This window comes from Pseudomonas sp. SDO55104_S430, from assembly GCF_054070595.1.
Window position 1 is genome coordinate 1 of record NZ_JBSVXG010000099.1, and the last position, 21,215, is coordinate 21,215.

The window sequence follows — 21,215 nt, forward strand, 5'->3', positions numbered from 1 at the left end:
TCCGTTATCGCGGGCAGGCTCGCTCCCACAGTTGAAACTTATTTCCATCTTGGGAGCGAGCCTGCTCGCGATGGCGTCAGCGCAGTCAACTCAACGCCCGGAAACGACAAAGGCCACCCGAAGGTGGCCTTTGTTTGGTGAAGCGTCAGTTAAGCGCGAGGCTTACTTGACGGCCCAACCAGTCAGCTCGGCCAGGGCCTTGCCGATGTCTGCCAGCGAACGCACGGTTTTCACGCCTGCGTCTTGCAGAGCAGCGAATTTCTCGTCTGCAGTGCCTTTGCCGCCAGAGATGATTGCGCCAGCATGGCCCATGCGCTTGCCCGGAGGAGCAGTCACACCAGCGATGTAGGAAACAACCGGCTTGGTCACGTGTGCCTTGATGTAGGCAGCCGCTTCTTCTTCAGCCGAACCGCCGATCTCACCGATCATGACGATCGCTTCGGTCTTCGGGTCTTCCTGGAACAGCTTCAGGATGTCGATGAAGTTCGAACCCGGGATCGGGTCACCACCGATGCCGACGCAAGTCGACTGACCGAAACCGGCGTCAGTAGTCTGCTTCACAGCTTCGTAGGTCAGGGTGCCGGAACGGGAAACGATACCGACCTTGCCTGGCAAGTGAATGTGACCTGGCATGATGCCGATCTTGCATTCGCCTGGAGTGATCACGCCTGGGCAGTTAGGGCCGATCAGGGTAACACCCAGCTCGTCGCACTTAACTTTAGCGTCCAGCATGTCCAGGGTAGGAATGCCTTCGGTGATGCAGACGATCAGCTTGATGCCGCCGAAAGCAGCTTCCAGGATCGAGTCCTTGCAGAAAGGAGCCGGAACGTAGATCACGCTGGCGGTGGCGCCAGTGGCTGCTACGGCGTCTTTCACGGTGTTGAACACTGGCAGACCCAGGTGCTCGGTGCCGCCTTTGCCTGGAGTTACACCACCAACCATCTTGGTGCCGTACTCGATGGCTTGCTGGGTGTGGAAGCTACCCTGCGAACCGGTAATACCCTGGCAGATAACTTTGGTGTCTTTATTGATCAGGACGCTCATTACTTGCCCTCCGCAGCTTTAACGACTTGTTGAGCAGCGTCGGTCAGGCTGGTAGCAGCGATGATGTTCAAACCGCTTTCTGCCAGTACTTTAGCGCCCAGTTCAGCGTTGTTGCCTTCAAGACGAACAACAACCGGGATTTTCACGCCGACTTCTTTCACTGCACCGATGATGCCTTCGGCAATCATGTCGCAACGAACGATGCCGCCGAAGATGTTAACCAGTACTGCAGCGACGTTGGTGTCGGACAGAATGATTTTGAAAGCTTCGGTAACGCGCTCTTTGGTAGCACCGCCGCCCACGTCGAGGAAGTTGGCTGGCTTACCGCCGTGCAGGTTGACGATGTCCATGGTACCCATGGCCAGGCCAGCACCGTTGACCATGCAACCGATGTTGCCTTCCAGCGCTACGTAGTTCAGTTCGAACTTGGCAGCGTGCGCTTCGCGCGGATCGTCCTGGGACGGATCGTGGAAAGTCTTCAGCTTAGGCTGACGGTACATGGCGTTGGCGTCGATGTTGATCTTGGCGTCCAGGCAGTGCAGATCGCCGTCAGCCTTGATCACCAGCGGGTTCACTTCCAGCAGGGCCAGATCGTGATCCTGGAACAGTTTGGCCAGACCAACGAAGATCTTGGCGAACTGGGCAACTTGCTTGCCTTCCAGACCCAGCTGGAAAGCCAGCTCGCGACCCTGGAATGGCTGAGCGCCAACCAGTGGATCGATAGTGGCTTTCAGAATTTTTTCTGGAGTGTCGTGAGCGATTTTCTCGATGTCCACGCCACCTTCGGTGGAAGCCATGAACACGATGCGACGGCTCGAACGGTCTACGACAGCGCCCAGGTACAGCTCTTTAGCGATATCAGTGCACGATTCAACCAGGATCTTGGTGACTGGCTGACCATTGGCGTCAGTCTGGTAAGTCACCAGACGCTTGCCCAGCCACTGCTGTGCGAAGGCTTTGGCGTCTTCTTTGTTGCGAACCAGCTTAACGCCGCCCGCTTTACCGCGACCACCAGCGTGGACCTGGGCTTTGACAACCCACTCGCTGCCGCCGATTTTGTCGCAAGCTTCTGCTGCTGCTTCCGGGGTGTCTACCGCGTAGCCTTTGGATACTGGCAGGCCGTACTCAGCGAACAGCTGCTTACCCTGATACTCGTGAAGATTCATGCTTATTACCGTCTTCGTTAGGTACTGCGCATTCGGTGCTGCACCAGAATCAGTGCCGCACCACCTGTGACTGCTGCTTGCGTAGCGTTTCCGGATACCCGGTGCGGCTACGCAAGACTGCGTCCAGCGGACATTCCGCGGTGAGTCTTGCACGCAAGGCTCACGACGGGCCGATACCGCCGTGGTTTCTTATTGTGTCTTAACGCTTCTTGCGGTTGGCGACGTGAATGGCGCCGCCATTCACTGCCAAAGCAGCTTCGTGCAAGGCTTCGGACAGGGTCGGATGGGAGAAAACCATCATGCCCAGGTCTTCAGCACTGGTGCCGAATTCCATCGCGATCGCGCCTTGCTGAACCAGTTCTGCAGCGCTCGGGCCAATCACGTGAACGCCCAATACGCGGTCAGTCTTGGCATCGGCGATGACCTTGACGAAACCACCGGTATCGTTGGCGGCCATTGCACGACCGGATGCTGCGAACGGGAAGGTGCCGACGTTAACTTCAACGCCTTCAGCTTTCAAGGCCTGTTCGGTTTTACCGACCCACGCGATTTCCGGGTGAGTATAAATAACCGAAGGGATCAGGTCATAGTTCATCTGGGCCTTGTGACCCTTGATGCGCTCGACAACCATGATGCCTTCTTCCGACGCCTTGTGCGCCAGCATCATGCCGCGAACCACGTCACCGATGGCGTAAACGCCCGGTACGCTGGTCGCGCAGTGGTCGTCGACGAATACGAAACCACGCTCGTCGATGGTCACGCCGCTGTCGGCAGCCAGCAGATCAGTGGTCACTGGACGGCGACCAACGGCTACGATCAGCTTGTCGAAAGTGATGGTCTGTTCGCCGTTGGCATCGGTGTAGTTAACGACAACTTCTTCGCCGTTCACTTTCGAGCCGGTCACGCGAGCGCCCAGCTTGATGTCCAGGCCCTGCTTGGTCAGGGTTTTCAGCGCTTCCTTGGAAACAGCGGTGTCGGCTGCCATCAGGAAGGTGTCCAGGGCTTCCAGGACAGTCACTTCTGCACCCAGACGCGACCATACCGAACCCAGTTCCAGGCCGATAACGCCAGCACCGATCACGCCCAGACGCTTAGGCACGGTCTGGAATTCCAGGGCGCCAGTGGAGTCAACGATGACGTTCTGGTCAACAGGAGCAGGCGGGATGTCGATCGGACGCGAGCCAGAGGCCAGGATCACGTTTTCGGCTTCAATGACTTCAACCGAGCCGTCTGGCTTGGTGACTTCGACTTTCTTGCCGGCCAGCAGTTTGCCGTGGCCCTGGATCGAAGTGACGCCGTTGGCCTTGAACAGGGTGGCAACACCGCCGGTCAGGTTCTTGACGATGCCAGCCTTGCGGCCAACCATCGCAGCGACGTCCATTTTGACTTCGCCGGTGGAGATGCCGTGTACGTTGAAGCTTTCTTTGGCTTCCTTGTACTTCCAGGAGCTGTCCAGCAGCGCCTTGGATGGAATGCAGCCGACGTTCAGGCAGGTACCGCCCAGGGCCAGTTTGCCCTCACCGTCGGTGTACTTCTCGATGCAGGCGGTGGACAGACCCAGTTGGGCAGCCTTGATGGCAGCTACGTAGCCGCCAGGGCCCGCACCGATCACTACTACGTCAAATTTTTGCGACATTCAAAAAATCCTCGTTAGCAATAAAGCCAGAAGCCGCAAGCTCCAAGCTGCAAGTCCATCCGCTCGTCTTGAGCTTGGGGCTTGAAGCGGGAAGCTTGCAGCTGCTCTTTAGATATCCAGCAACAGACGAGCCGGATCTTCCAGCAGGTTCTTGATGGTCACCAGGAAGGTTACAGCTTCTTTGCCATCGATCAGACGGTGATCGTAGGACAGTGCCAGGTACATCATCGGACGGATAACGACCTGGCCGTTGACTGCCATAGGACGCTGGATGATGTTGTGCATGCCCAGAATTGCGGCTTGCGGCGGGTTGACGATCGGGGTCGACATCATCGAACCGAAAGTACCGCCGTTGGTGATGGTGAAGGTACCACCGGTCATTTCTTCCATCGACAGCTTGCCGTCACGGGCTTTCTTGCCGAAAGTCGCGATGCCGCCTTCGATTTCAGCCAGGCTCATCAGTTCGGCGTTACGCAGAACCGGTACAACCAGACCGCGGTCGCTGGACACGGCAACACCGACGTCGGCGTAGCCGTGGTAAACGATATCGGCACCGTCGATCGACGCGTTGACAGCCGGGAAGCGCTTCAGAGCTTCGGTGGCCGCTTTCACGAAGAACGACATGAAGCCCAGGCGCACGCCGTTGTGGGATTTCTCGAACAGGTCCTTGTACTTCGAACGCAGAGCCATGACTTCGGTCATGTCCACTTCGTTGAAAGTGGTCAGCATCGCCATGTTCGATTGAGCTTCAACCAGACGCTCGGCAACCTTGGCACGCAGACGGGTCATCGGAACGCGCTTCTCAACGCGGTCACCGGCAGCGAATACCGGAGCGGCAGCGGCAGGAGCAGCGGCCTTGGCAGGCGCGGCAGCTGGAGCGGCTTTCTTGGCGGCAACGGCTGCAACCACGTCTTCCTTGGTCACGCGACCGCCTTTGCCGGTACCGGCAACGGAAGCGATGTTGATGCCGTTTTCTTCAGCCAGCTTGCGAGCAGCCGGTGCAGCGACAGGATCGTCTTCGCCATCGGCAGCAGGGGCAGCGGCCTGAGCGGCGGCTGGAGCAGCAGCAGGCGCTGCGGCGGCAGCGCCACCTTCAACGATCGAGCCCAGCACTTCGTCGGACAGAACGGTGTCGCCTTCGTTCTTGACGATAGCGCCCAGCACGCCGTCAGCAGTGGCCAACACTTCCAGAACGACTTTGTCGGTTTCGATGTCGACGATCAGCTCGTCACGCTTGACGGCTTCGCCCGGCTTCTTGTGCCAGGTGGCAACGGTGCCGTCGGCAACCGATTCCGGGAAAGTAGGGGCTTTGATTTCGATAGCCATTATCTGTGGGTCCTTAAATTCGGTTTCTGGTGCGCGAAGGCGTTAAACAGTAAAGGCGTCTTGCAGCAGTTTTTCCTGCTGCTCGGCGTGCATCGATGCGTAACCACATGCAGGTGCGGCGGAAGCCTCACGGCCCGCGTACTCGAGTACGAGAGACTTGTTGAGGTTTGCGATGCTACGACGCAGGTGGTGTTGGCTGCAGTACCAGGCACCCTGGTTCATCGGCTCTTCCTGACACCACACGGCATGCTTGACGTTGGTGTAAGGAGCCAGGACTTCCTTCAGGTCGTCCTCAGGGAATGGGTACAGCTGCTCGATACGCACGATGGCGATATCGTCACGGCCTTCGGCACGACGTTTTTCCAGCAGGTCGTAGTAGACCTTGCCGCTACACAGAACAACGCGCTCGACCTTTGCCGGGTCCAGTGCATCGATTTCCGGGATAACGGTCTGGAACGAACCTTCGGCCAGATCTTCCAGAGTCGAGATGGCCAGCTTGTGGCGCAGCAGCGACTTGGGAGTCAATACGATCAACGGCTTGCGCAGCGGACGGATAACCTGACGACGCAGCAGGTGGTAGATCTGAGCCGGGGTAGTCGGTACAGCCACCTGAATGTTGTGCTCGGCACACAGTTGCAGGTAACGCTCCAGACGAGCCGACGAGTGCTCCGGACCCTGACCTTCATAACCGTGCGGCAGCAGCATGGTCAGACCGCACAGACGGCCCCACTTGTGCTCGCCACTGGTGATGAACTGGTCGATAACCACCTGGGCACCGTTGGCGAAGTCACCGAATTGGGCTTCCCAGATCACCAGCGCATCCGGCGTAGTGGTCGAGTAACCGTATTCGAATGCCAGTACGGCTTCTTCCGACAGGTACGAGTCGTACATTTCGAAACGCGGCTGACCGTCGTAGAGGTTCTTCAGCGGTACGTAGGTGCTGGCGTCTTTCTGGTTGTGCAGAACAGCGTGACGGTGCGAGAACGTACCGCGGCCGATGTCCTGGCCGGTCATGCGGATCGGGTGACCTTCGAACAGCAGGGTCGCGTACGCCATGGTCTCGGCGAAGCCCCAGTTGATCGGCAAACCACCGGCTTGCATCTTCTGGCGGTCTTCGTAGATCTTGGCGACCTGACGCTGAACAACCAAGCCTTCCGGAGTTTCCAGCAACTTGGCGGACAGCTCCTGCAAGGTCTTCAGATCGAAGCGAGTGTCGTGACGCGCGGTCCAGGCGTGGCCCAGATACGGACGCCAGTCCACGAACAGCTCTTTGTTCGGCTCTTTGACCAGGCTTTTTACAACATGCAGACCGTTGTCCAGCGCGTTGCGGTATTCGTCGACTTTCGCCTGAACACGCTCTGCGTCCAGCACACCGCTCTGGGTCAGTTGATCGGCATACAGCTCACGGGTAGTGCGCTGCTTGGTGATCTGCTGATACATCAGAGGCTGGGTGCCGCTAGGCTCGTCCGCTTCGTTGTGGCCGCGACGACGGTAGCAGACCAGGTCGATCACCACATCACGCTTGAACTGCATGCGGTAATCGATGGCCAGCTGGGTCACGAACAGTACGGCTTCCGGATCATCGCCATTTACATGGAGGATCGGCGCCTGGATCATCTTCGCAACGTCGGTGGCGTACTCGGTGGAACGCGAGTCCAACGGGTTGCTGATGGTGAAACCAACCTGGTTGTTGATCACGATGTGCACGGTACCGCCGGTCTTGAAACCGCGGGTCTGCGACATCTGGAAGGTTTCCATCACCACGCCTTGACCGGCGAATGCCGCGTCACCGTGGATGGAGATCGGCAGAACCTTCTCACCGGTCAGGTCGTTGCGACGATCCTGACGGGCGCGAACCGAACCCTCGACCACCGGGGAAACGATTTCCAGGTGGGACGGGTTGAACGCCATGGCCAGGTGAACTTCACCGCCTGCGGTCATCACGTTGGACGAGAAGCCCTGGTGGTATTTAACGTCACCGGAACCCAGCTCGACCTTCTTCTTGCCTTCGAACTCGTCGAACAGTTCGCGCGGGTTCTTGCCGAAGGTGTTGACCAGAACGTTCAGACGGCCACGGTGGGCCATGCCGATGACGACTTCCTTGGTGCCGTAGGAGCCGGAACGCTGGATCAGTTCGTCGAGCATCGGAATCAGGCTCTCGCCACCTTCCAGACCGAAACGCTTGGTGCCCGGGTATTTGGTGCCCAGGTATTTTTCCAGGCCTTCACCGGCAGTTACGCGCTCGAGCAGGTGGCCCTTGATGTCCGCCGAATAGGTCGGACGGCCGCGTACGCTTTCCAGACGCTGCTGGAACCACTGGCGCTGCTGAGAATCGGTGATGTGCGTAAATTCAGCGCCGATGGTGCGGCAATATGTCTGCTGCAACGCTTCGTGAATTTCGCGTAGGCTCGCTTCCTCTTTGCCGATGAACAGGTCGCCGGCACGGAAGGTCGTATCAAGATCGGCATTGGTCAAGCCGTAATGATTGATCGACAGGTCTGCAGGTGCAGTGCGCTGCCACAGTCCAAGCGGGTCAAGCTTGGCTGCCTGGTGGCCACGCATACGGTAGGCCTGGATCAATCGCAGCACTTCAACTTGCTTCTTCTCGTGTTCAGTGCTCACGCTTGCGGCGGAAACCGGCTGGGCGCGGCGCTGGTTCTTTGCCAGCAACACGAAATGATCGCGAATTGTGGAGTGCGAAACATCGGTGGCAGAGTTGCTATCGGAAGGCAACTTCTGGAAGTAGGTGCGCCACTCTTCTGGCACAGCGTTAGGGTCGTGCAGGTAGAGCTCGTAAAGCTCTTCCACATAGGCAGCGTTACCTCCGGAAAGGTAGGCGCTGTTCCACATGCGCTGCATCACGCTTTCTTGCATGCTTGGTCACCCTCGGTTAGGGGAACACCACCGGCGTCGACACCGAGCAAACTTGCAGAAGTCCGAATGCAGCGACCAAAACAAGCCACTTAGGATCACGCTGATAGTCCGGGTACCAGCCCGGATGCCCCTGCTTGTCTCATTTCTTCAAAATAAGAGCCGTAACCTTTTGGGCTACTGCTCAGGTTAAAGCTACGGCGCCGGTTGAAGCCTGCGCCGTAGCGTTCCACGGGTACAGCGGTGCTACTTTTTACAGCTGAATCACACGCCGCTGGAGAGCAGCATGTTACGGATGTGACCGATGGCCTTAGTCGGGTTCAGGCCTTTCGGACATACGTTGACGCAGTTCATGATCCCGCGGCAGCGGAATACGCTGAACGGGTCATCCAGCGAAGCCAGACGCTCGGTAGTCTTGGTGTCGCGGCTGTCTGCCAGGAAGCGGTACGCTTGCAGCAGGGCAGCTGGACCCAGGAACTTGTCCGGGTTCCACCAGAAGGATGGGCACGAGGTCGAGCAGCAGGCGCACAGGATGCACTCGTACAGACCGTCGAGCTTTTCACGCTCTTCCGGGGACTGCAGACGCTCGATGGCCGGAGCCGGCGTGTCGTTCTGCAGGAATGGCTTCACCTTCTCGTATTGCTTGTAGAAGATGCTCATATCGACGACCAGGTCACGGATAACCGGCAAACCTGGCAGTGGACGAACGATCAACTTGTTACCTTTTACAACAGCAGACAGCGGTGTGATGCACGCCAGGCCGTTCTTGCCGTTGATATTCATGCCGTCGGAGCCGCAAACGCCTTCACGGCAGGAACGACGATAGGAGAAACCTTCGTCCTGCTCTTTGATCAGCGCGAGCACGTCCAGCACCATCAAGTCTTTACCACCGGTATCGACCTGGAATTCCTGCATGAACGGCGCAGCGTCCACATCAGGGTTGTAGCGATAAACACTGACTTGCAACATGGCGGTCACCCTTAATAAGTCCGGACTTTAGGTTCGAAAGTCGGAACAGTCTTCGGCGAGAAGTTCACGGCACGCTTGGCAACGCGTTTCTCACCCGGGAAGTACAGGGTGTGGCACAGCCAGTTTTCGTCGTCACGGTCTTCGAAGTCTTCACGGGCGTGAGCACCGCGGGACTCTTTACGTACTTCGGCAGCGATGGCGGTAGCTTCAGCCACTTCCAGCAGGTTTTGCAGCTCAAGAGCTTCGATACGCGCAGTGTTGAACGCCTGCGACTTGTCGTTGATCTTGACGTTGGCGATGCGCTGACGCAGCTCGGCCAGTTGTGCAATACCCTTCTGCATGTATTCGCCGGTACGGAATACACCGAAGTAGTTCTGCATGCAGCTTTGCAGCTCGCGACGCAGGGTTGCTACGTCTTCGCCATCGGTACGGCCGTTCAGGGCCGACAGACGGGCCAGAGCGGTGTTGATGTTGGCTTCGGTAGCGTCGTCGTAGTCGATACCGTCGGTCAGCGCCTTCTCCAGGTGCAGGCCGGCAGCACGGCCGAATACCACCAGGTCGAGCAGCGAGTTGCCGCCCAGACGGTTGGCACCGTGTACCGATACGCAAGCCACTTCGCCTACGGCGAACAGGCCCGGGATGATGGTGTCCACGCCTTCGCCGTCCTGGGTGATCGCCTGGCCATGAATGTTGGTGGCAACGCCGCCCATCATGTAGTGGCAGGTCGGAACGACCGGAACCGGAGCAACAACCGGGTCAACGTGTGCGAAAGTCTTGGACAGTTCGCAGATGCCAGGCAGACGGCTGTGCAGCACTTCCTCGCCCAGGTGGTCGAGTTTGAGCATTACGTGGTCGCCATTCGGACCGCAACCGTTGCCGGCGATGATTTCTTTAACCATCGAACGGGCAACAACGTCACGACCAGCAAGGTCTTTGGCGTTCGGAGCATAACGCTCCATGAAACGCTCGCCGTGCTTGTTGATCAGGTAACCACCTTCACCACGGCAACCTTCGGTCACCAGTACACCGGCGCCGGCGATGCCGGTCGGGTGGAACTGCCACATTTCGATGTCTTGCACCGGAACGCCTGCACGCAGAGCCATGCCGACGCCGTCACCGGTGTTGATCAGGGCGTTGGTGGTCGAAGCGTAGATACGGCCTGCACCGCCGGTCGCCAGCACGGTGGCTTTCGAACGGATGTAGGAGGTTTCACCGGTTTCGATGCAGATGGCGATAACGCCGACGAACGCACCGTCGTCGTTCTTCACCAGGTCCACAGCGTAGTACTCGTTCAGGAACGTGGTACCGGCTTTCAGGTTGCCCTGATAAAGGGTGTGCAGCAGCGCGTGACCGGTACGGTCGGATGCCGCGCAGGTACGGGCAGCCTGGCCGCCTTTACCGTAATCCTTGGACTGACCGCCGAACGGACGCTGGTAGATACGGCCGGTTTCGGTACGGGAGAACGGCAGACCCATGTGGTCCAGTTCGAAAACTGCGGCCGGGCCTTCCTGACACATGTATTCGATAGCGTCCTGGTCACCGATGTAGTCGGAACCCTTGACGGTATCGTACATGTGCCAGCGCCAGTCATCGTTCGGATCCGCGGAAGCGATGGCGCAAGTGATGCCGCCCTGAGCCGATACGGTGTGCGAACGGGTCGGGAACACCTTGGTGATCACGGCAGTCTTGTGACCGCCCTGTGCCAGCTGCAGCGCTGCGCGCATGCCGGCGCCGCCGCCACCAATGATGATGGCGTCGAAAGAAATCGTTGGAATGTTAGCCATGACTCAGATACCCCAGAGAATCTGCACACCCCAGACGAAGTAAGCGAACATCGCAACGCCGCATACTGCCTGGAAAAGGAAACGTACAGCGGTCGCGGACTTGCCGAACGCCATTGGCGTCAAGTAGTCGGTCGCGATGGTCCACATGCCGACCCAGGCGTGAGCGCCGAGAGCAACAAGGGCCAGAAGGCTGAAGATACGCATCCAGTTGCTGGCGAACAGTTCATGCCATTGGGCGTACTCGAGGCCCGGGTGGACGACGAGATATCCGATCAGGAAAATGAAGTAAGCCGCGAGAACGACCGCAGAAACGCGTTGTGCCATCCAGTCATAGAGGCCCGAACGCGAAAGGTTCGTGACGTTAGTTACCATATCCAAACTCCTGCCAGAACGATTACCACCACGGAAACGGCGATAACGATTTTCGAGCCCAGCTTGCCGCCTTCCAGCGTCTCGCCAATGCCCGTGTCCATCATCAAGTGGCGCACGCCGGCCACCAGGTGATAAAGCAGAGCGGACAGAATGCCCCAAATCACTAGCTTGGCTAGCGGACTGGTCAGACACGCTTTCACCTGACCGAAGCCTTCCTCAGAGCTCAGCGACTTGTCCAATGCGTAAAGCATGATGGCAAGGCACACGAAGAGGATGACACCGGAGATACGGTGAAGAATGGACGTGTAAGCAGTGACTGGGAGTTTGATGGTCCTTAGGTCTAGGTTTACAGGTCGTTGGCTTTTCACGGCTTTTTTTTCACACTGAAGAGCCCCTAACAATCAGGGCAAAGTTGTTGGGGAGTGCACTGGTCAGGTAACCACCACCCAGGGAGGCGACCCCCAATAAAGCAAGCCCAAAAGCCCTTGGCGGTCGGTGGCCGAGTATAGACAGTTAGGCTACTAATGACAACGGACATACCTTCCCAATACGGCGCATTGCGCAACTCGTATAAAAGGCGTAAATGGCAGGCAATTTCGAGAAAAAAGTCCGGTTAAAGCCTTCTGGAGCAAGACTTTAGGCAAATTGACATTCGAATTTATCTCACTATAGTGGTGCGGGCCCTGCGTGGGGGGTCTGTCTGATGATTTCAAGCATGAATAGGAGGCCACATGGCTGACAAAAAAGCGCAGTTGATCATCGAGGGCGCAGCCCCCGTCGAGCTGCCGATTTTAACCGGCACCGTTGGTCCCGATGTTATCGATGTTCGGGGCCTGACGGCCACGGGCCGCTTCACCTTTGACCCTGGTTTCATGTCGACCGCCTCCTGCGAGTCGAAGATCACCTATATTGATGGCGACAACGGCATCCTGCTGCATCGCGGTTACCCGATCGAGCAGTTGGCCGAAAAGTCGGACTACCTGGAAACCTGCTACCTGCTGCTCAACGGCGAACTGCCGACAGCGGAACAGAAGGCCCAGTTCGTCAGCACCGTCAAGAACCACACCATGGTTCACGAGCAACTGAAGACCTTCTTCAACGGCTTCCGCCGTGACGCTCACCCGATGGCCGTGATGTGCGGTGTAGTCGGCGCCCTTTCGGCCTTCTACCACGACTCCCTGGACATCAATAACCCGCAGCATCGCGAAATCTCCGCGATCCGTCTGGTCGCCAAGATGCCGACCCTGGCAGCGATGGTTTACAAGTACTCCATGGGTCAACCCATGATGTACCCGCGCAACGACCTGTCGTACGCGGAAAACTTCCTGCACATGATGTTCAACACCCCGTGCGAGATCAAACCGATCAGCCCGGTGCTCGCCAAGGCCATGGACCGGATCTTCATCCTCCACGCCGACCACGAGCAGAACGCATCGACTTCCACCGTACGTCTGGCGGGCTCCTCGGGTGCCAACCCGTTCGCCTGTATCGCCGCCGGCATCGCTGCACTGTGGGGCCCTGCCCACGGCGGCGCCAACGAAGCCGTTCTGACCATGCTCGATGAAATCGGCGATGTTTCGAACATCGACAAGTTTATCGCCAAGGCCAAGGACAAGAACGATCCGTTCAAGCTGATGGGCTTCGGTCACCGCGTTTACAAGAACCGCGACCCACGCGCTACCGTCATGAAGCAGACCTGTGACGAAGTTCTGAAGGAACTGGGCATCCAGAACGATCCGCAACTCGAACTGGCCATGCGCCTGGAAGAGATCGCCCTGACCGACCCGTACTTCATCGAGCGCTCGCTGTACCCGAACGTCGACTTCTACTCGGGGATCATCCTCAAGGCGATCGGCATTCCAACCAGCATGTTCACCGTGATCTTCGCCCTGGCGCGGACCGTCGGCTGGATCTCCCACTGGAAAGAAATGCTCTCCAGCCCGTACAAGATTGGCCGTCCACGCCAGCTGTACACCGGCTACGAGTCGCGTGACATCACCAAGCTGGAAGACCGCAAGTAAGATTCGTCTTGCTGTAGCGTGTTGAGTTGTACCGAAAACGGCCTCTATCCCCATAGAGGCCGTTTTTGTTTACCCCCGATTTAATCCCCCTCCTCCCCTATATGAGCGAGCTTGCTCGCGATGCTCGTCAACGATAGCGCGGGCAACCTGACAACCCGATGCGCTCTGTCGCCCATCGCGAGCAGGCTTGCTCCCACAATATTGAGGATTCGGGCGATCACCGCCCAATAAAAAATGCCCCGATCTCTCGACCGGGGCATCTTTTTAAACGCTGCTACTTATATAAAGCACGAACCCTTAGTGCGAAACCGCTCCACTCGCCCCGAGACCGGTCTGCGAGCGTACGAATTGCGGGAAGAACAGCGCCCGCTCGTTTTCGGCTGCAGTCGACTTGTCGGTGACCGAGAAGAACCAGATACCGACGAACGCAATGATCATCGAGAACAGTGCCGGGTACTCGTACGGGAAGATCGCTTTCTCGTGATGCAGGATCTGCACCCAGATGGTTGGGCCGAGGATCATCAGGCCAACCGCACTCACCAGCCCCAACCAGCCGCCGATCATCGCACCGCGAGTAGTCAGCTTTTTCCAGTACATGGAAAGCAGCAGCACCGGGAAGTTGCAGCTCGCGGCGATGGAGAACGCCAGGCCCACCATGAACGCGATGTTCTGGCTTTCGAACAGGATGCCCAGGGCAATCGCCAGCACCGCCAGGGCGATGGTGGTGATCTTCGAGACGCGAATCTCATCCTTCTCGTTGGCCTTGCCTTTCTTCACGACACTGGCGTACAGGTCATGGGACACCGCCGAAGCACCGGCCAGGGTCAGACCGGCAACCACTGCCAGAATGGTGGCGAAGGCTACCGCGGAGATGAAGCCCAGGAAGATGCTGCCACCTACCGCATCGGCCAGGTGCACCGCCGCCATGTTGTTACCACCGATCAGGGCACCAGCGGCATCCTTGAAGGCCGGGTTGGTGCTAACCAGCAGAATCGCGCCGAAGCCGATGATGAAGGTCAAGATGTAGAAGTAACCAATGAAGCCGGTTGCGTACAGCACGCTCTTGCGGGCTTCTTTTGCGTCGCTCACGGTGAAGAAGCGCATCAGGATGTGCGGCAGGCCAGCGGTACCGAACATCAGTGCCAGGCCCAGGGAGAACGCGGAGATCGGGTCTTTCACCAGACCGCCAGGGCTCATGATCGCTTCACCTTTAGGGTGAACCTTGACCGCTTCGGAGAACAGCATGCTGAAGTCGAAGTTGACGTGTTTCATCACCATCAGCGCCATGAACGAAGCGCCGGACAGCAACAGGACAGCCTTGATGATCTGTACCCAGGTGGTCGCCAGCATGCCGCCGAACAGCACGTACATGCACATCAGGATACCGACCAGGATCACCGCAACGTGGTAGTCCAGACCGAACAGCAGTTGGATCAGCTTGCCGGCACCGACCATTTGCGCGATCAGGTAGAACGCCACCACGACCAGGGAACCGCAGGCGGACAGCGAGCGGATCTGGGTCTGGCCCAGACGATAGGACGCCACGTCGGCAAAGGTGTATTTGCCCAGGTTACGCAGACGCTCGGCGATCAGGAACAGAATGATCGGCCAGCCCACCAGGAAGCCGATCGAGTAGATCAGGCCATCGTAGCCGGAGGTGAACACCAGCGCGGAAATACCCAGGAAGGACGCCGCGGACATGTAGTCACCGGCGATTGCCAGACCGTTCTGGAAACCGGTGATCTTGCCGCCCGCCGCATAGTAGTCGGCTGCCGACTTGTTGCGCTTGGAAGCCCAGTAGGTGATGCACAGGGTCGCGCCCACGAATGCGACGAACATCAGGATCGCAGCCACGTTGAGCGGTTGTTTCTGTACGGCACCAGTCAGGGCGTCAGCCGCCCAGGCGCCAGGTGCGAACGCTGCGATGCTCAGAAGAGCCATTAGACGCCGGATCATTGCTGAGCCTCCTTGAGAATCGCATTGTTCAGGTCGTCGAATTCGCCGTTGGCGCGTCGTACGTAGATGCCGGTCAGGATGAAGGCCGAAACAATCAGCCCGACACCGATCGGGATGCCCCAGGTAATCGAGGAATCAGGGCTGATTTTCGACCCCAGAACCTGCGGCCCGTAAGCGATCAGAAGGATGAATCCTGCGTAAAGCCCTAGCATGATCGCCGAAAGAATCCAGGCGAATCGCTCCCTCTTGCTAACCAGCTCCTTGAATCGCGGGCTGTTTTGAATCGAGAGGTAAATGCTGTCGTTCATTGTTTTTATCCTCGCAGCACAGATTATTGTTGGAACGGTATCCACTCTATGCGGCTGCGAGCCGGGTTCCAGACGACCTTAGTCTTAGAACGCCATGACAGAATCGCCAAATTCAAGCCCGCTCCCACAGGGAACATCGTGCCTGCTTAAATCAAACCCTTACTTGGTCCAGTCAGCTACGCGCTCCGGGTGCTTGGCTACCCAGTCTTTCGCAGCCGCATCAGGCTTGGCGCCTTCCTGGATTGCCAGCATGACTTCGCCGATTTCATCCTTCGAAGCCCACTGGAAGTTCTTCAGGAACTTGGCCACTTCCGGCGCCTTGGTTGCCAGTTCCTTGCTGCCGATGCTGTTCACGGTTTCAGCCGCGCCGTACACACCTTTCGGGTCGTCGAGGAAGCGCAGTTTCCACTTGGCGAACATCCAGTGCGGTACCCAACCGGTCACGGCGATGGATTCGTTTTTCTTCTCGGCACGGGTCAGCTCGGCGATCATGCCGGCGCCGGAACTGGCCTTGAGTTGGTAGCCGGTCAGGTCGTAATCCTTGATTGCCTGCTCGGTCTTGATCATTACGCCTGAACCGGCGTCGATGCCGACGATACGTTTCTTGAAGCTGTCGTCGGTCTTCAGATCTTCAAGGGATTTAGCCTTGACGTACTCCGGCACGATCAGGCCAATCTTCGCGTCCTTGAAGTTCGGACCGTAGTCGACGACCTGGTCCTTGTTCTTCGCCCAATAGTCACCGTGAGTCACCGGAAGCCAGGCCGAGAGCATGGCGTCCAGCTTGCCGGTCGCCACGCCCTGCCACATGATCCCGGTGGCGACCGCTTGCAGCTTCACGTCATAACCGAGTTTCTGCTTGATCACTTCAGCTGCCACATGAGTCGTCGCGACGCTGTCGGACCAGCCGTCAACGTAACCGATGCTCAGGGTCTGTTTTTCTGCGTTGGCGAATGTCGAGCCCATCGCAAGCACCAGAGCGGCACCTGCGCCTAAAAGTCGTCGCATCTTCATCGTTTACTTCCCCGAAAGTGCTGCGCCCGGCGGATGCCGAGCCGCTTCAACATATTGTTATGGTGCACAGCGCCTCCATCACGCCCACCGCAAACTCTTTCGATCATCAGCGGAGTACTGACGGTTTCGATAATCAACCTGACAGACATCGCGACCTGCTCTGTCAGCGACCTCAAGACACCGAGAAACGACATCAGAACGCCATTAACTACGCGCCATAAAAATGCTTCGGGCAATACGCCCGAACTTTGCATGTCAAAATCATGCAGGGGCCCAAGCACGGGGCAAATACAGGTAACATGCGCCGCTTTGCTCCCTGACGGCCTGACCATGACCGCACCCTCACGCTTTCCTTTTTCCGCCTACATTTTTGCCTGCCTGCTGGGGCTCTTTGCTCTCTGCGGTTTCTGGTACGGTCTGGGTAAACCGGTGATCCTGCCGGACGTCGCCAGCGCCACGCACAAGTTGCAATGCGCCTCCTACACCCCTTTCGACAAAGACCAATCGCCGTTCGATGTGCCGTTCAATTTGCGCCCCGAGCGCATGGACGCGGATCTGGCGCTGCTGGCAAAAAGTTTCGAGTGCATCCGCACCTATTCCATGACCGGTCTGGATGCCCTGCCGGATCTCGCACGCAAGCACGGGTTGAAGCTGATGATCGGTGCCTGGGTCAACAGCAACCCGGTGGACACCGAAAAGGAAGTCGACCTGCTGATCGCCTCGGCCAACGCCAACCCTGACGTAGTGACCGCGGTGATCGTCGGCAACGAAACCCTGCTGCGCAAGGAAGTCACCGGCGCGCAACTGGCGCGGCTGATCAACAAGGTGAAAAGCCAGGTCAAGCAGCCCGTCACCTACGCCGATGTCTGGGAGTTCTGGCTCAAGCACCCGGAAATCGCCCCGGCGGTGGATTTCCTGACCATTCACTTGCTGCCGTATTGGGAAGACGATCCGTCGAACATCGATGCCGCCCTGCAACATGTGGCGCAAGTGCGCCAGGTGTTCGGCAACAAGTTCGCGCCCAAGGACGTGATGATTGGCGAGACCGGCTGGCCAAGCGAAGGCCGCCAGCGTGAAACCGCCTTGCCTAGTCGGGTCAACGAAGCCAAGTTCATTCGCGGTTTTGTCGCCATGGCCGAAGAGCAAGGCTGGCGCTACAACCTGATCGAAGCCTTCGACCAGCCATGGAAACGCGCCAGCGAAGGCGCAGTTGGCGGGTATTGGGGACTGTTCGATGCCGACCGCCAGGACAAGGGCGTGCTGGCAGGCCCCGTCACCAACGTGCCGTACTGGTCGCAATGGCTGGTGATCGGCGGATTGATTTTCCTCGGCACGCTGATTCTGGGCGGTCGCGTGCGAGATACCCGAGCTGCTCTGGTACTGCCGCTGCTGGGCGCCGTGGCGGCTTGCTCGCTGGGAGCCTGGGGTGATCTGGCGCGGGTGACCACTCGATTTACCAGTGAGTGGTTGTGGGTTGGATTGCTGACGGCATTGAATCTGCTTGTTCTGGCACACGCAGCGCTGACATTGAGTCCTCGCAACGGTTGGCGGGGACAGGTCTTCGATATGCTCGAACGTCGTTCGGGCTGGCTGGTAGCCGTGATCGGGTTTGCCGCGGCGGTCTCGATGCTGGAACTGGTGTTCGATCCGCGCTATCGCAGCTTTCCGAGCGTGGCGTTCATTGTCCCGGTACTGGTTTATCTGTGTCGCCCGGTGAGTGTTCCGCGCCGGGAAATCGCTCTGCTGACCTTCATCATCGGCGCCAGCATTGCACCGCAGCTGTTCCGTGAAGGGTTGCAGAACCAGCAGGCCTGGGGATGGGCGCTGGTGAGCGTGTTGATGGCGGCGGCTTTGTGGCGGTGTTTGCGGGTTCGCAAGGCTTAAGCTTCCACCAGGTAGAAAAAATCGCGAGCAGGCTCGCTCCCACAATGATCGTTGTCGTACACAAATTTTGTGATCGATAAAAATCTACTGTGGGAGCGAGCCTGCTCGCGATATCTATTTATCAAACGCTGCGAGACGCCCGAACCAACCGCAACCCCGCAACCACCACCGCAAACACCGCCAACGTCGTGTTGTACAACGCCAATGCCGGGAACCCGAAAACCAGCGCGATCAATGCCAGCCACCACCCTGCCCGCCCCGGCAACACAAAGCCGATCACCGCAGCCGCCAGCGCACCCCAGCCCAATACCTTGAAGTGAATCATCAGCCCCAGATTCGAACGAACCTGGCATTCCCAGCGGCTCGCCTCATCGACGCAGATGCCCACCCACTGCGCATCTTCCATAAAGCCATAACGCGCGCCGTAACTGGCGGCCAGCCATAACGGCAGCAAAACGAGCAGCAGAACCACGGGCAATCGGCGGGACATGAAACGCTCCAATAGGCAAAAACGGCGGCCAGCTTAATCGCCGGACGGCCTTAAGCAAGCACTAACAACTGTTAACTGGTCATTCAATCGCTGCAAAGTGTATCGTCCAGCTACTATTACCTCGAATTAAGCCTGTTTGGTGCCGATGCGTGGCACTTTGGCGCAAATCCAGTGGTCATAGCCTGCGAACTTCATACGGCACCTTTCTAAGGGATTCAGTCATGCTCCGTTCCTTGCGCTTCGCCGCCCTGTTTGGCGGCCTTATCCTGAGTGCGTCCGCACTGGCGGTCGACGTCGACCCCGCCGGTTATGGCTACCCCCTGACCAACCCGTTTGAAGCGACCATCGCCACGACGCCGCCGGACCTGCGCCCGGAGTTGCCGACCGACGACGACATCGACCAATCGGATCGCACCATGACGTTGCGCCCCGAGCGTCAGTTCGAGCTGCCGGACAACTTCTGGGCGGTCAAGAAACTCACCTATCGCATCGCTACCCAGGACAAGCCCGCACCGCTGATCTTCCTGATCGCCGGCACCGGCGCGCGTTACGACAGCAGCCTGAACGAATACCTGAAAAAGCTTTACTACAAGGCCGGCTACCACGTGGTGCAGCTGTCCTCGCCCACCAGTTTCGACTTCATCAGCGCCGCGTCGCGCTTCGCCACGCCAGGCATCACCACGGATGACGCCGAGGACATGTACCGGGTGATGCAGGCGGTACGGGCGCAGAACCCAAGACTGCCGGTCACCGAGTACTACCTGACGGGTTATAGCCTCGGGGCCCTGGATGCGGCGTTTGTCGCACACCTGGATGAAACCCGCCGCAGTTTCAACTTCAAGAAAGTCCTGCTGCTCAACCCTCCGGTCAACCTCTATACCTCGATCACCAACCTCGACAAGCTGGTGCAGACCGAGGTGAAGGGCATCACCAACACCACAACGTTCTATGAACTGGTGCTGAACAAGCTGACCCGCTATTTCCAGCAGAAGGGTTACATCGATCTCAACGACGCCCTGCTTTATGACTTCCAGCAGTCCAAAGAGCACCTGACCAACGAACAGATGGCGATGCTGATCGGCACCTCGTTCCGCTTCTCCGCCGCCGACATCGCCTTCACTTCGGACCTGATCAACCGTCGCGGCCTGATCACCCCACCGAAAACCAAGATCACCGAAGGCACCAGCCTGACCCCTTACCTCAAGCGCGCGCTGCAGTGCGACTTCGATTGCTACATCACCGAACAGGTGATCCCGATGTGGCGTGCCCGCACCGACGGCGGCAGCCTGCTGCAACTGATCGACCAGGTGAGCATGTATGCGCTGGAGGATTACCTGCGCAAGAGCCCGAAAATTGCCGTCATGCACAACGCCGACGACGTGATCCTCGGCCCTGGCGATCTCGGTTTCCTGCGCCGGACCTTCGGCGATCGCCTGACCGTTTACCCGCTGGGCGGCCACTGCGGCAACCTTAACTACCGCGTCAACAGCGACGCCATGCTGGAGTTCTTCCGTGGCTAAATACCTCCTGCTTATCGCCGCGTTACTCTGCGCAACGGCTGCCAATGCCGACAACAGCAAAGCCAACGCCCCGGTGGTGGTCGACAGCGATGGCTTCAAGGAGCCGTTGAACAAACTGAAATTCAACCCGGGGCTGGATCAGCGTGAGTTCGAGCGCTCGACGTTGAGTGCACTGAACGTTTATGACCCACTGGAATCGTGGAACCGCCGCGTTTACCACTTCAATTACCGTTTCGACCAATGGGTATTCCTGCCGGTGGTCGACGGCTACCGTTACGTCACCCCGAGCTTCGTGCGCACCGGCGTCAGCAACTTCTTCAACAACCTGGGCGATGTGCCGAACCTGCTCAACAGCCTGTTGCAGTTCAAGGGCCAGCGTTCGATGGAGATCACCGGGCGCCTGCTGCTCAACACCACCATCGGCATCGCCGGCCTGTGGGATCCGGCCACCGCGATGGGCCTGCCTCGCCAGAACGAGGACTTCGGTCAGACACTGGGCTTCTATGGCGTACCTGCCGGTGCGTACTTCGTGCTGCCGCTTTTCGGTCCGTCGAACCTGCGTGATACCACCGGTCTGGTGGTGGACTTCAGCGCCGAGAACGCGATCAATTTCCTGAACGTGGCCGAAGTCAGCTCCAACCATCCGGAAGTGTGGATTCTGCGCGGCATCGACAAGCGCTATCAGACCAGCTTCCGCTATGGCCAGCTGAACTCGCCGTTCGAGTACGAGAAGGTGCGGTACGTGTACACCGAGTCGCGCAAGTTGCAGATTGCCGAGTAATTACGGCCGCCCTAAAACAATGTGGGAGCGGGCTTGCTCGCGAAAGCGTTGCGTCAGTCACCATTTGCATGTCTGA

Annotated in this window: 18 protein-coding genes; 4 read left to right on the top strand and 14 right to left on the bottom strand. The window is 58.4% G+C overall.

What is annotated here, in order from left to right; all coding sequences use genetic code 11:
- Positions 1 to 162 precede the first annotated feature (162 nt).
- The 9 genes from sucD to sdhC all read right to left on the bottom strand — a co-directional run bounded on the left by sucD (position 163) and on the right by sdhC (position 11,536).
- Positions 163 to 1,044, bottom strand: a complete 882-nt coding sequence (sucD, locus tag ACW9JE_RS17725; protein WP_003223019.1) for a succinate--CoA ligase subunit alpha — start codon at positions 1,042 to 1,044, stop codon at positions 163 to 165.
- The gene (gene sucC / locus ACW9JE_RS17730; protein WP_224537129.1) at positions 1,044 to 2,210 is read right to left on the bottom strand and encodes an ADP-forming succinate--CoA ligase subunit beta; all 1,167 of its coding nucleotides are present in this window, start codon (positions 2,208 to 2,210) and stop codon (positions 1,044 to 1,046) included. The genes sucD and sucC overlap by 1 nt, the downstream gene beginning before the upstream one ends.
- 199 nt (positions 2,211 to 2,409) lie before the next feature.
- Positions 2,410 to 3,846: a dihydrolipoyl dehydrogenase gene (gene lpdA / locus ACW9JE_RS17735; RefSeq protein WP_224537131.1), complete on the bottom strand. Its 1,437-nt coding sequence runs from the start codon at positions 3,844 to 3,846 to the stop codon at positions 2,410 to 2,412.
- A gap of 108 nt (positions 3,847 to 3,954) precedes the next feature.
- Entirely contained in the window at positions 3,955 to 5,172 is a 1,218-nt protein-coding gene (gene odhB, locus ACW9JE_RS17740; RefSeq protein WP_224537133.1) for a 2-oxoglutarate dehydrogenase complex dihydrolipoyllysine-residue succinyltransferase, read from the bottom strand.
- Between the two features lie 42 nt (positions 5,173 to 5,214).
- Positions 5,215 to 8,046 (bottom strand): 2-oxoglutarate dehydrogenase E1 component, encoded by a 2,832-nt coding sequence (locus ACW9JE_RS17745; protein WP_224537135.1) that lies wholly within the window; start codon positions 8,044 to 8,046, stop codon positions 5,215 to 5,217.
- Between the two features lie 261 nt (positions 8,047 to 8,307).
- Positions 8,308 to 9,012 carry a succinate dehydrogenase iron-sulfur subunit gene (locus tag ACW9JE_RS17750; RefSeq protein ID WP_085723447.1) on the bottom strand — a complete coding sequence of 235 codons (705 nt, stop codon included), beginning with the start codon at positions 9,010 to 9,012 and terminating at the stop codon, positions 8,308 to 8,310.
- Positions 9,013 to 9,023: 11 nt separating this feature from the next.
- A complete protein-coding gene (gene sdhA / locus ACW9JE_RS17755; RefSeq protein ID WP_457433472.1) occupies positions 9,024 to 10,796 on the bottom strand; it encodes a succinate dehydrogenase flavoprotein subunit in 1,773 nt (590 codons plus the stop codon).
- A 3-nt stretch (positions 10,797 to 10,799) separates the two neighbouring features.
- On the bottom strand, positions 10,800 to 11,168 hold the full coding sequence (gene sdhD, locus ACW9JE_RS17760; protein ID WP_224537138.1) for a succinate dehydrogenase, hydrophobic membrane anchor protein: 369 nt from the start codon (positions 11,166 to 11,168) through the stop codon (positions 10,800 to 10,802).
- On the bottom strand, positions 11,162 to 11,536 hold the full coding sequence (gene sdhC, locus ACW9JE_RS17765) for a succinate dehydrogenase, cytochrome b556 subunit (RefSeq protein ID WP_224537140.1): 375 nt from the start codon (positions 11,534 to 11,536) through the stop codon (positions 11,162 to 11,164). Before sdhC ends, sdhD begins: the two co-directional genes overlap by 7 nt.
- Before the next feature lie 363 nt (positions 11,537 to 11,899).
- Between sdhC and gltA the strand changes: the two genes are divergently transcribed.
- Positions 11,900 to 13,189: a citrate synthase gene (gene gltA, locus ACW9JE_RS17770; RefSeq protein WP_007977501.1), complete on the top strand. Its 1,290-nt coding sequence runs from the start codon at positions 11,900 to 11,902 to the stop codon at positions 13,187 to 13,189.
- 297 nt (positions 13,190 to 13,486) lie between these two features.
- On the opposite strand, the gene ACW9JE_RS17775 is transcribed toward gltA, so the two are convergent.
- The 4 genes from ACW9JE_RS17775 to ACW9JE_RS17790 all read right to left on the bottom strand — a co-directional run bounded on the left by ACW9JE_RS17775 (position 13,487) and on the right by ACW9JE_RS17790 (position 16,718).
- Positions 13,487 to 15,145, bottom strand: coding sequence for a cation acetate symporter (locus ACW9JE_RS17775; protein WP_224537141.1), 1,659 nt, complete (start codon positions 15,143 to 15,145; stop codon positions 13,487 to 13,489).
- On the bottom strand, positions 15,142 to 15,453 hold the full coding sequence (locus ACW9JE_RS17780; RefSeq protein ID WP_175379126.1) for a DUF485 domain-containing protein: 312 nt from the start codon (positions 15,451 to 15,453) through the stop codon (positions 15,142 to 15,144). The genes ACW9JE_RS17775 and ACW9JE_RS17780 overlap by 4 nt, the downstream gene beginning before the upstream one ends.
- A gap of 159 nt (positions 15,454 to 15,612) precedes the next feature.
- A complete protein-coding gene (locus tag ACW9JE_RS17785) occupies positions 15,613 to 16,464 on the bottom strand; it encodes a glycine betaine ABC transporter substrate-binding protein (protein WP_224537143.1) in 852 nt (283 codons plus the stop codon).
- Positions 16,461 to 16,718, bottom strand: a complete 258-nt coding sequence (locus ACW9JE_RS17790) for a hypothetical protein (RefSeq protein WP_224537145.1) — start codon at positions 16,716 to 16,718, stop codon at positions 16,461 to 16,463. The genes ACW9JE_RS17785 and ACW9JE_RS17790 overlap by 4 nt, the downstream gene beginning before the upstream one ends.
- A gap of 34 nt (positions 16,719 to 16,752) precedes the next feature.
- On the opposite strand from ACW9JE_RS17790, the gene ACW9JE_RS17795 reads away from it, so the two are divergent.
- Complete coding sequence (locus tag ACW9JE_RS17795; RefSeq protein ID WP_457433473.1) at positions 16,753 to 18,348, top strand: glycoside hydrolase family 17 protein; 1,596 nt, start codon at positions 16,753 to 16,755, stop codon at positions 18,346 to 18,348.
- 121 nt (positions 18,349 to 18,469) lie between these two features.
- On the opposite strand, the gene ACW9JE_RS17800 is transcribed toward ACW9JE_RS17795, so the two are convergent.
- Complete coding sequence (locus tag ACW9JE_RS17800; RefSeq protein ID WP_224537146.1) at positions 18,470 to 18,838, bottom strand: hypothetical protein; 369 nt, start codon at positions 18,836 to 18,838, stop codon at positions 18,470 to 18,472.
- A gap of 221 nt (positions 18,839 to 19,059) precedes the next feature.
- On the opposite strand from ACW9JE_RS17800, the gene ACW9JE_RS17805 reads away from it, so the two are divergent.
- Positions 19,060 to 20,358, top strand: coding sequence for a serine/threonine protein kinase (locus tag ACW9JE_RS17805; RefSeq protein ID WP_175376906.1), 1,299 nt, complete (start codon positions 19,060 to 19,062; stop codon positions 20,356 to 20,358).
- On the top strand, positions 20,351 to 21,139 hold the full coding sequence (locus ACW9JE_RS17810; protein ID WP_224537150.1) for an MlaA family lipoprotein: 789 nt from the start codon (positions 20,351 to 20,353) through the stop codon (positions 21,137 to 21,139). The genes ACW9JE_RS17805 and ACW9JE_RS17810 overlap by 8 nt, the downstream gene beginning before the upstream one ends.
- Positions 21,140 to 21,215: the final 76 nt, after the last annotated feature.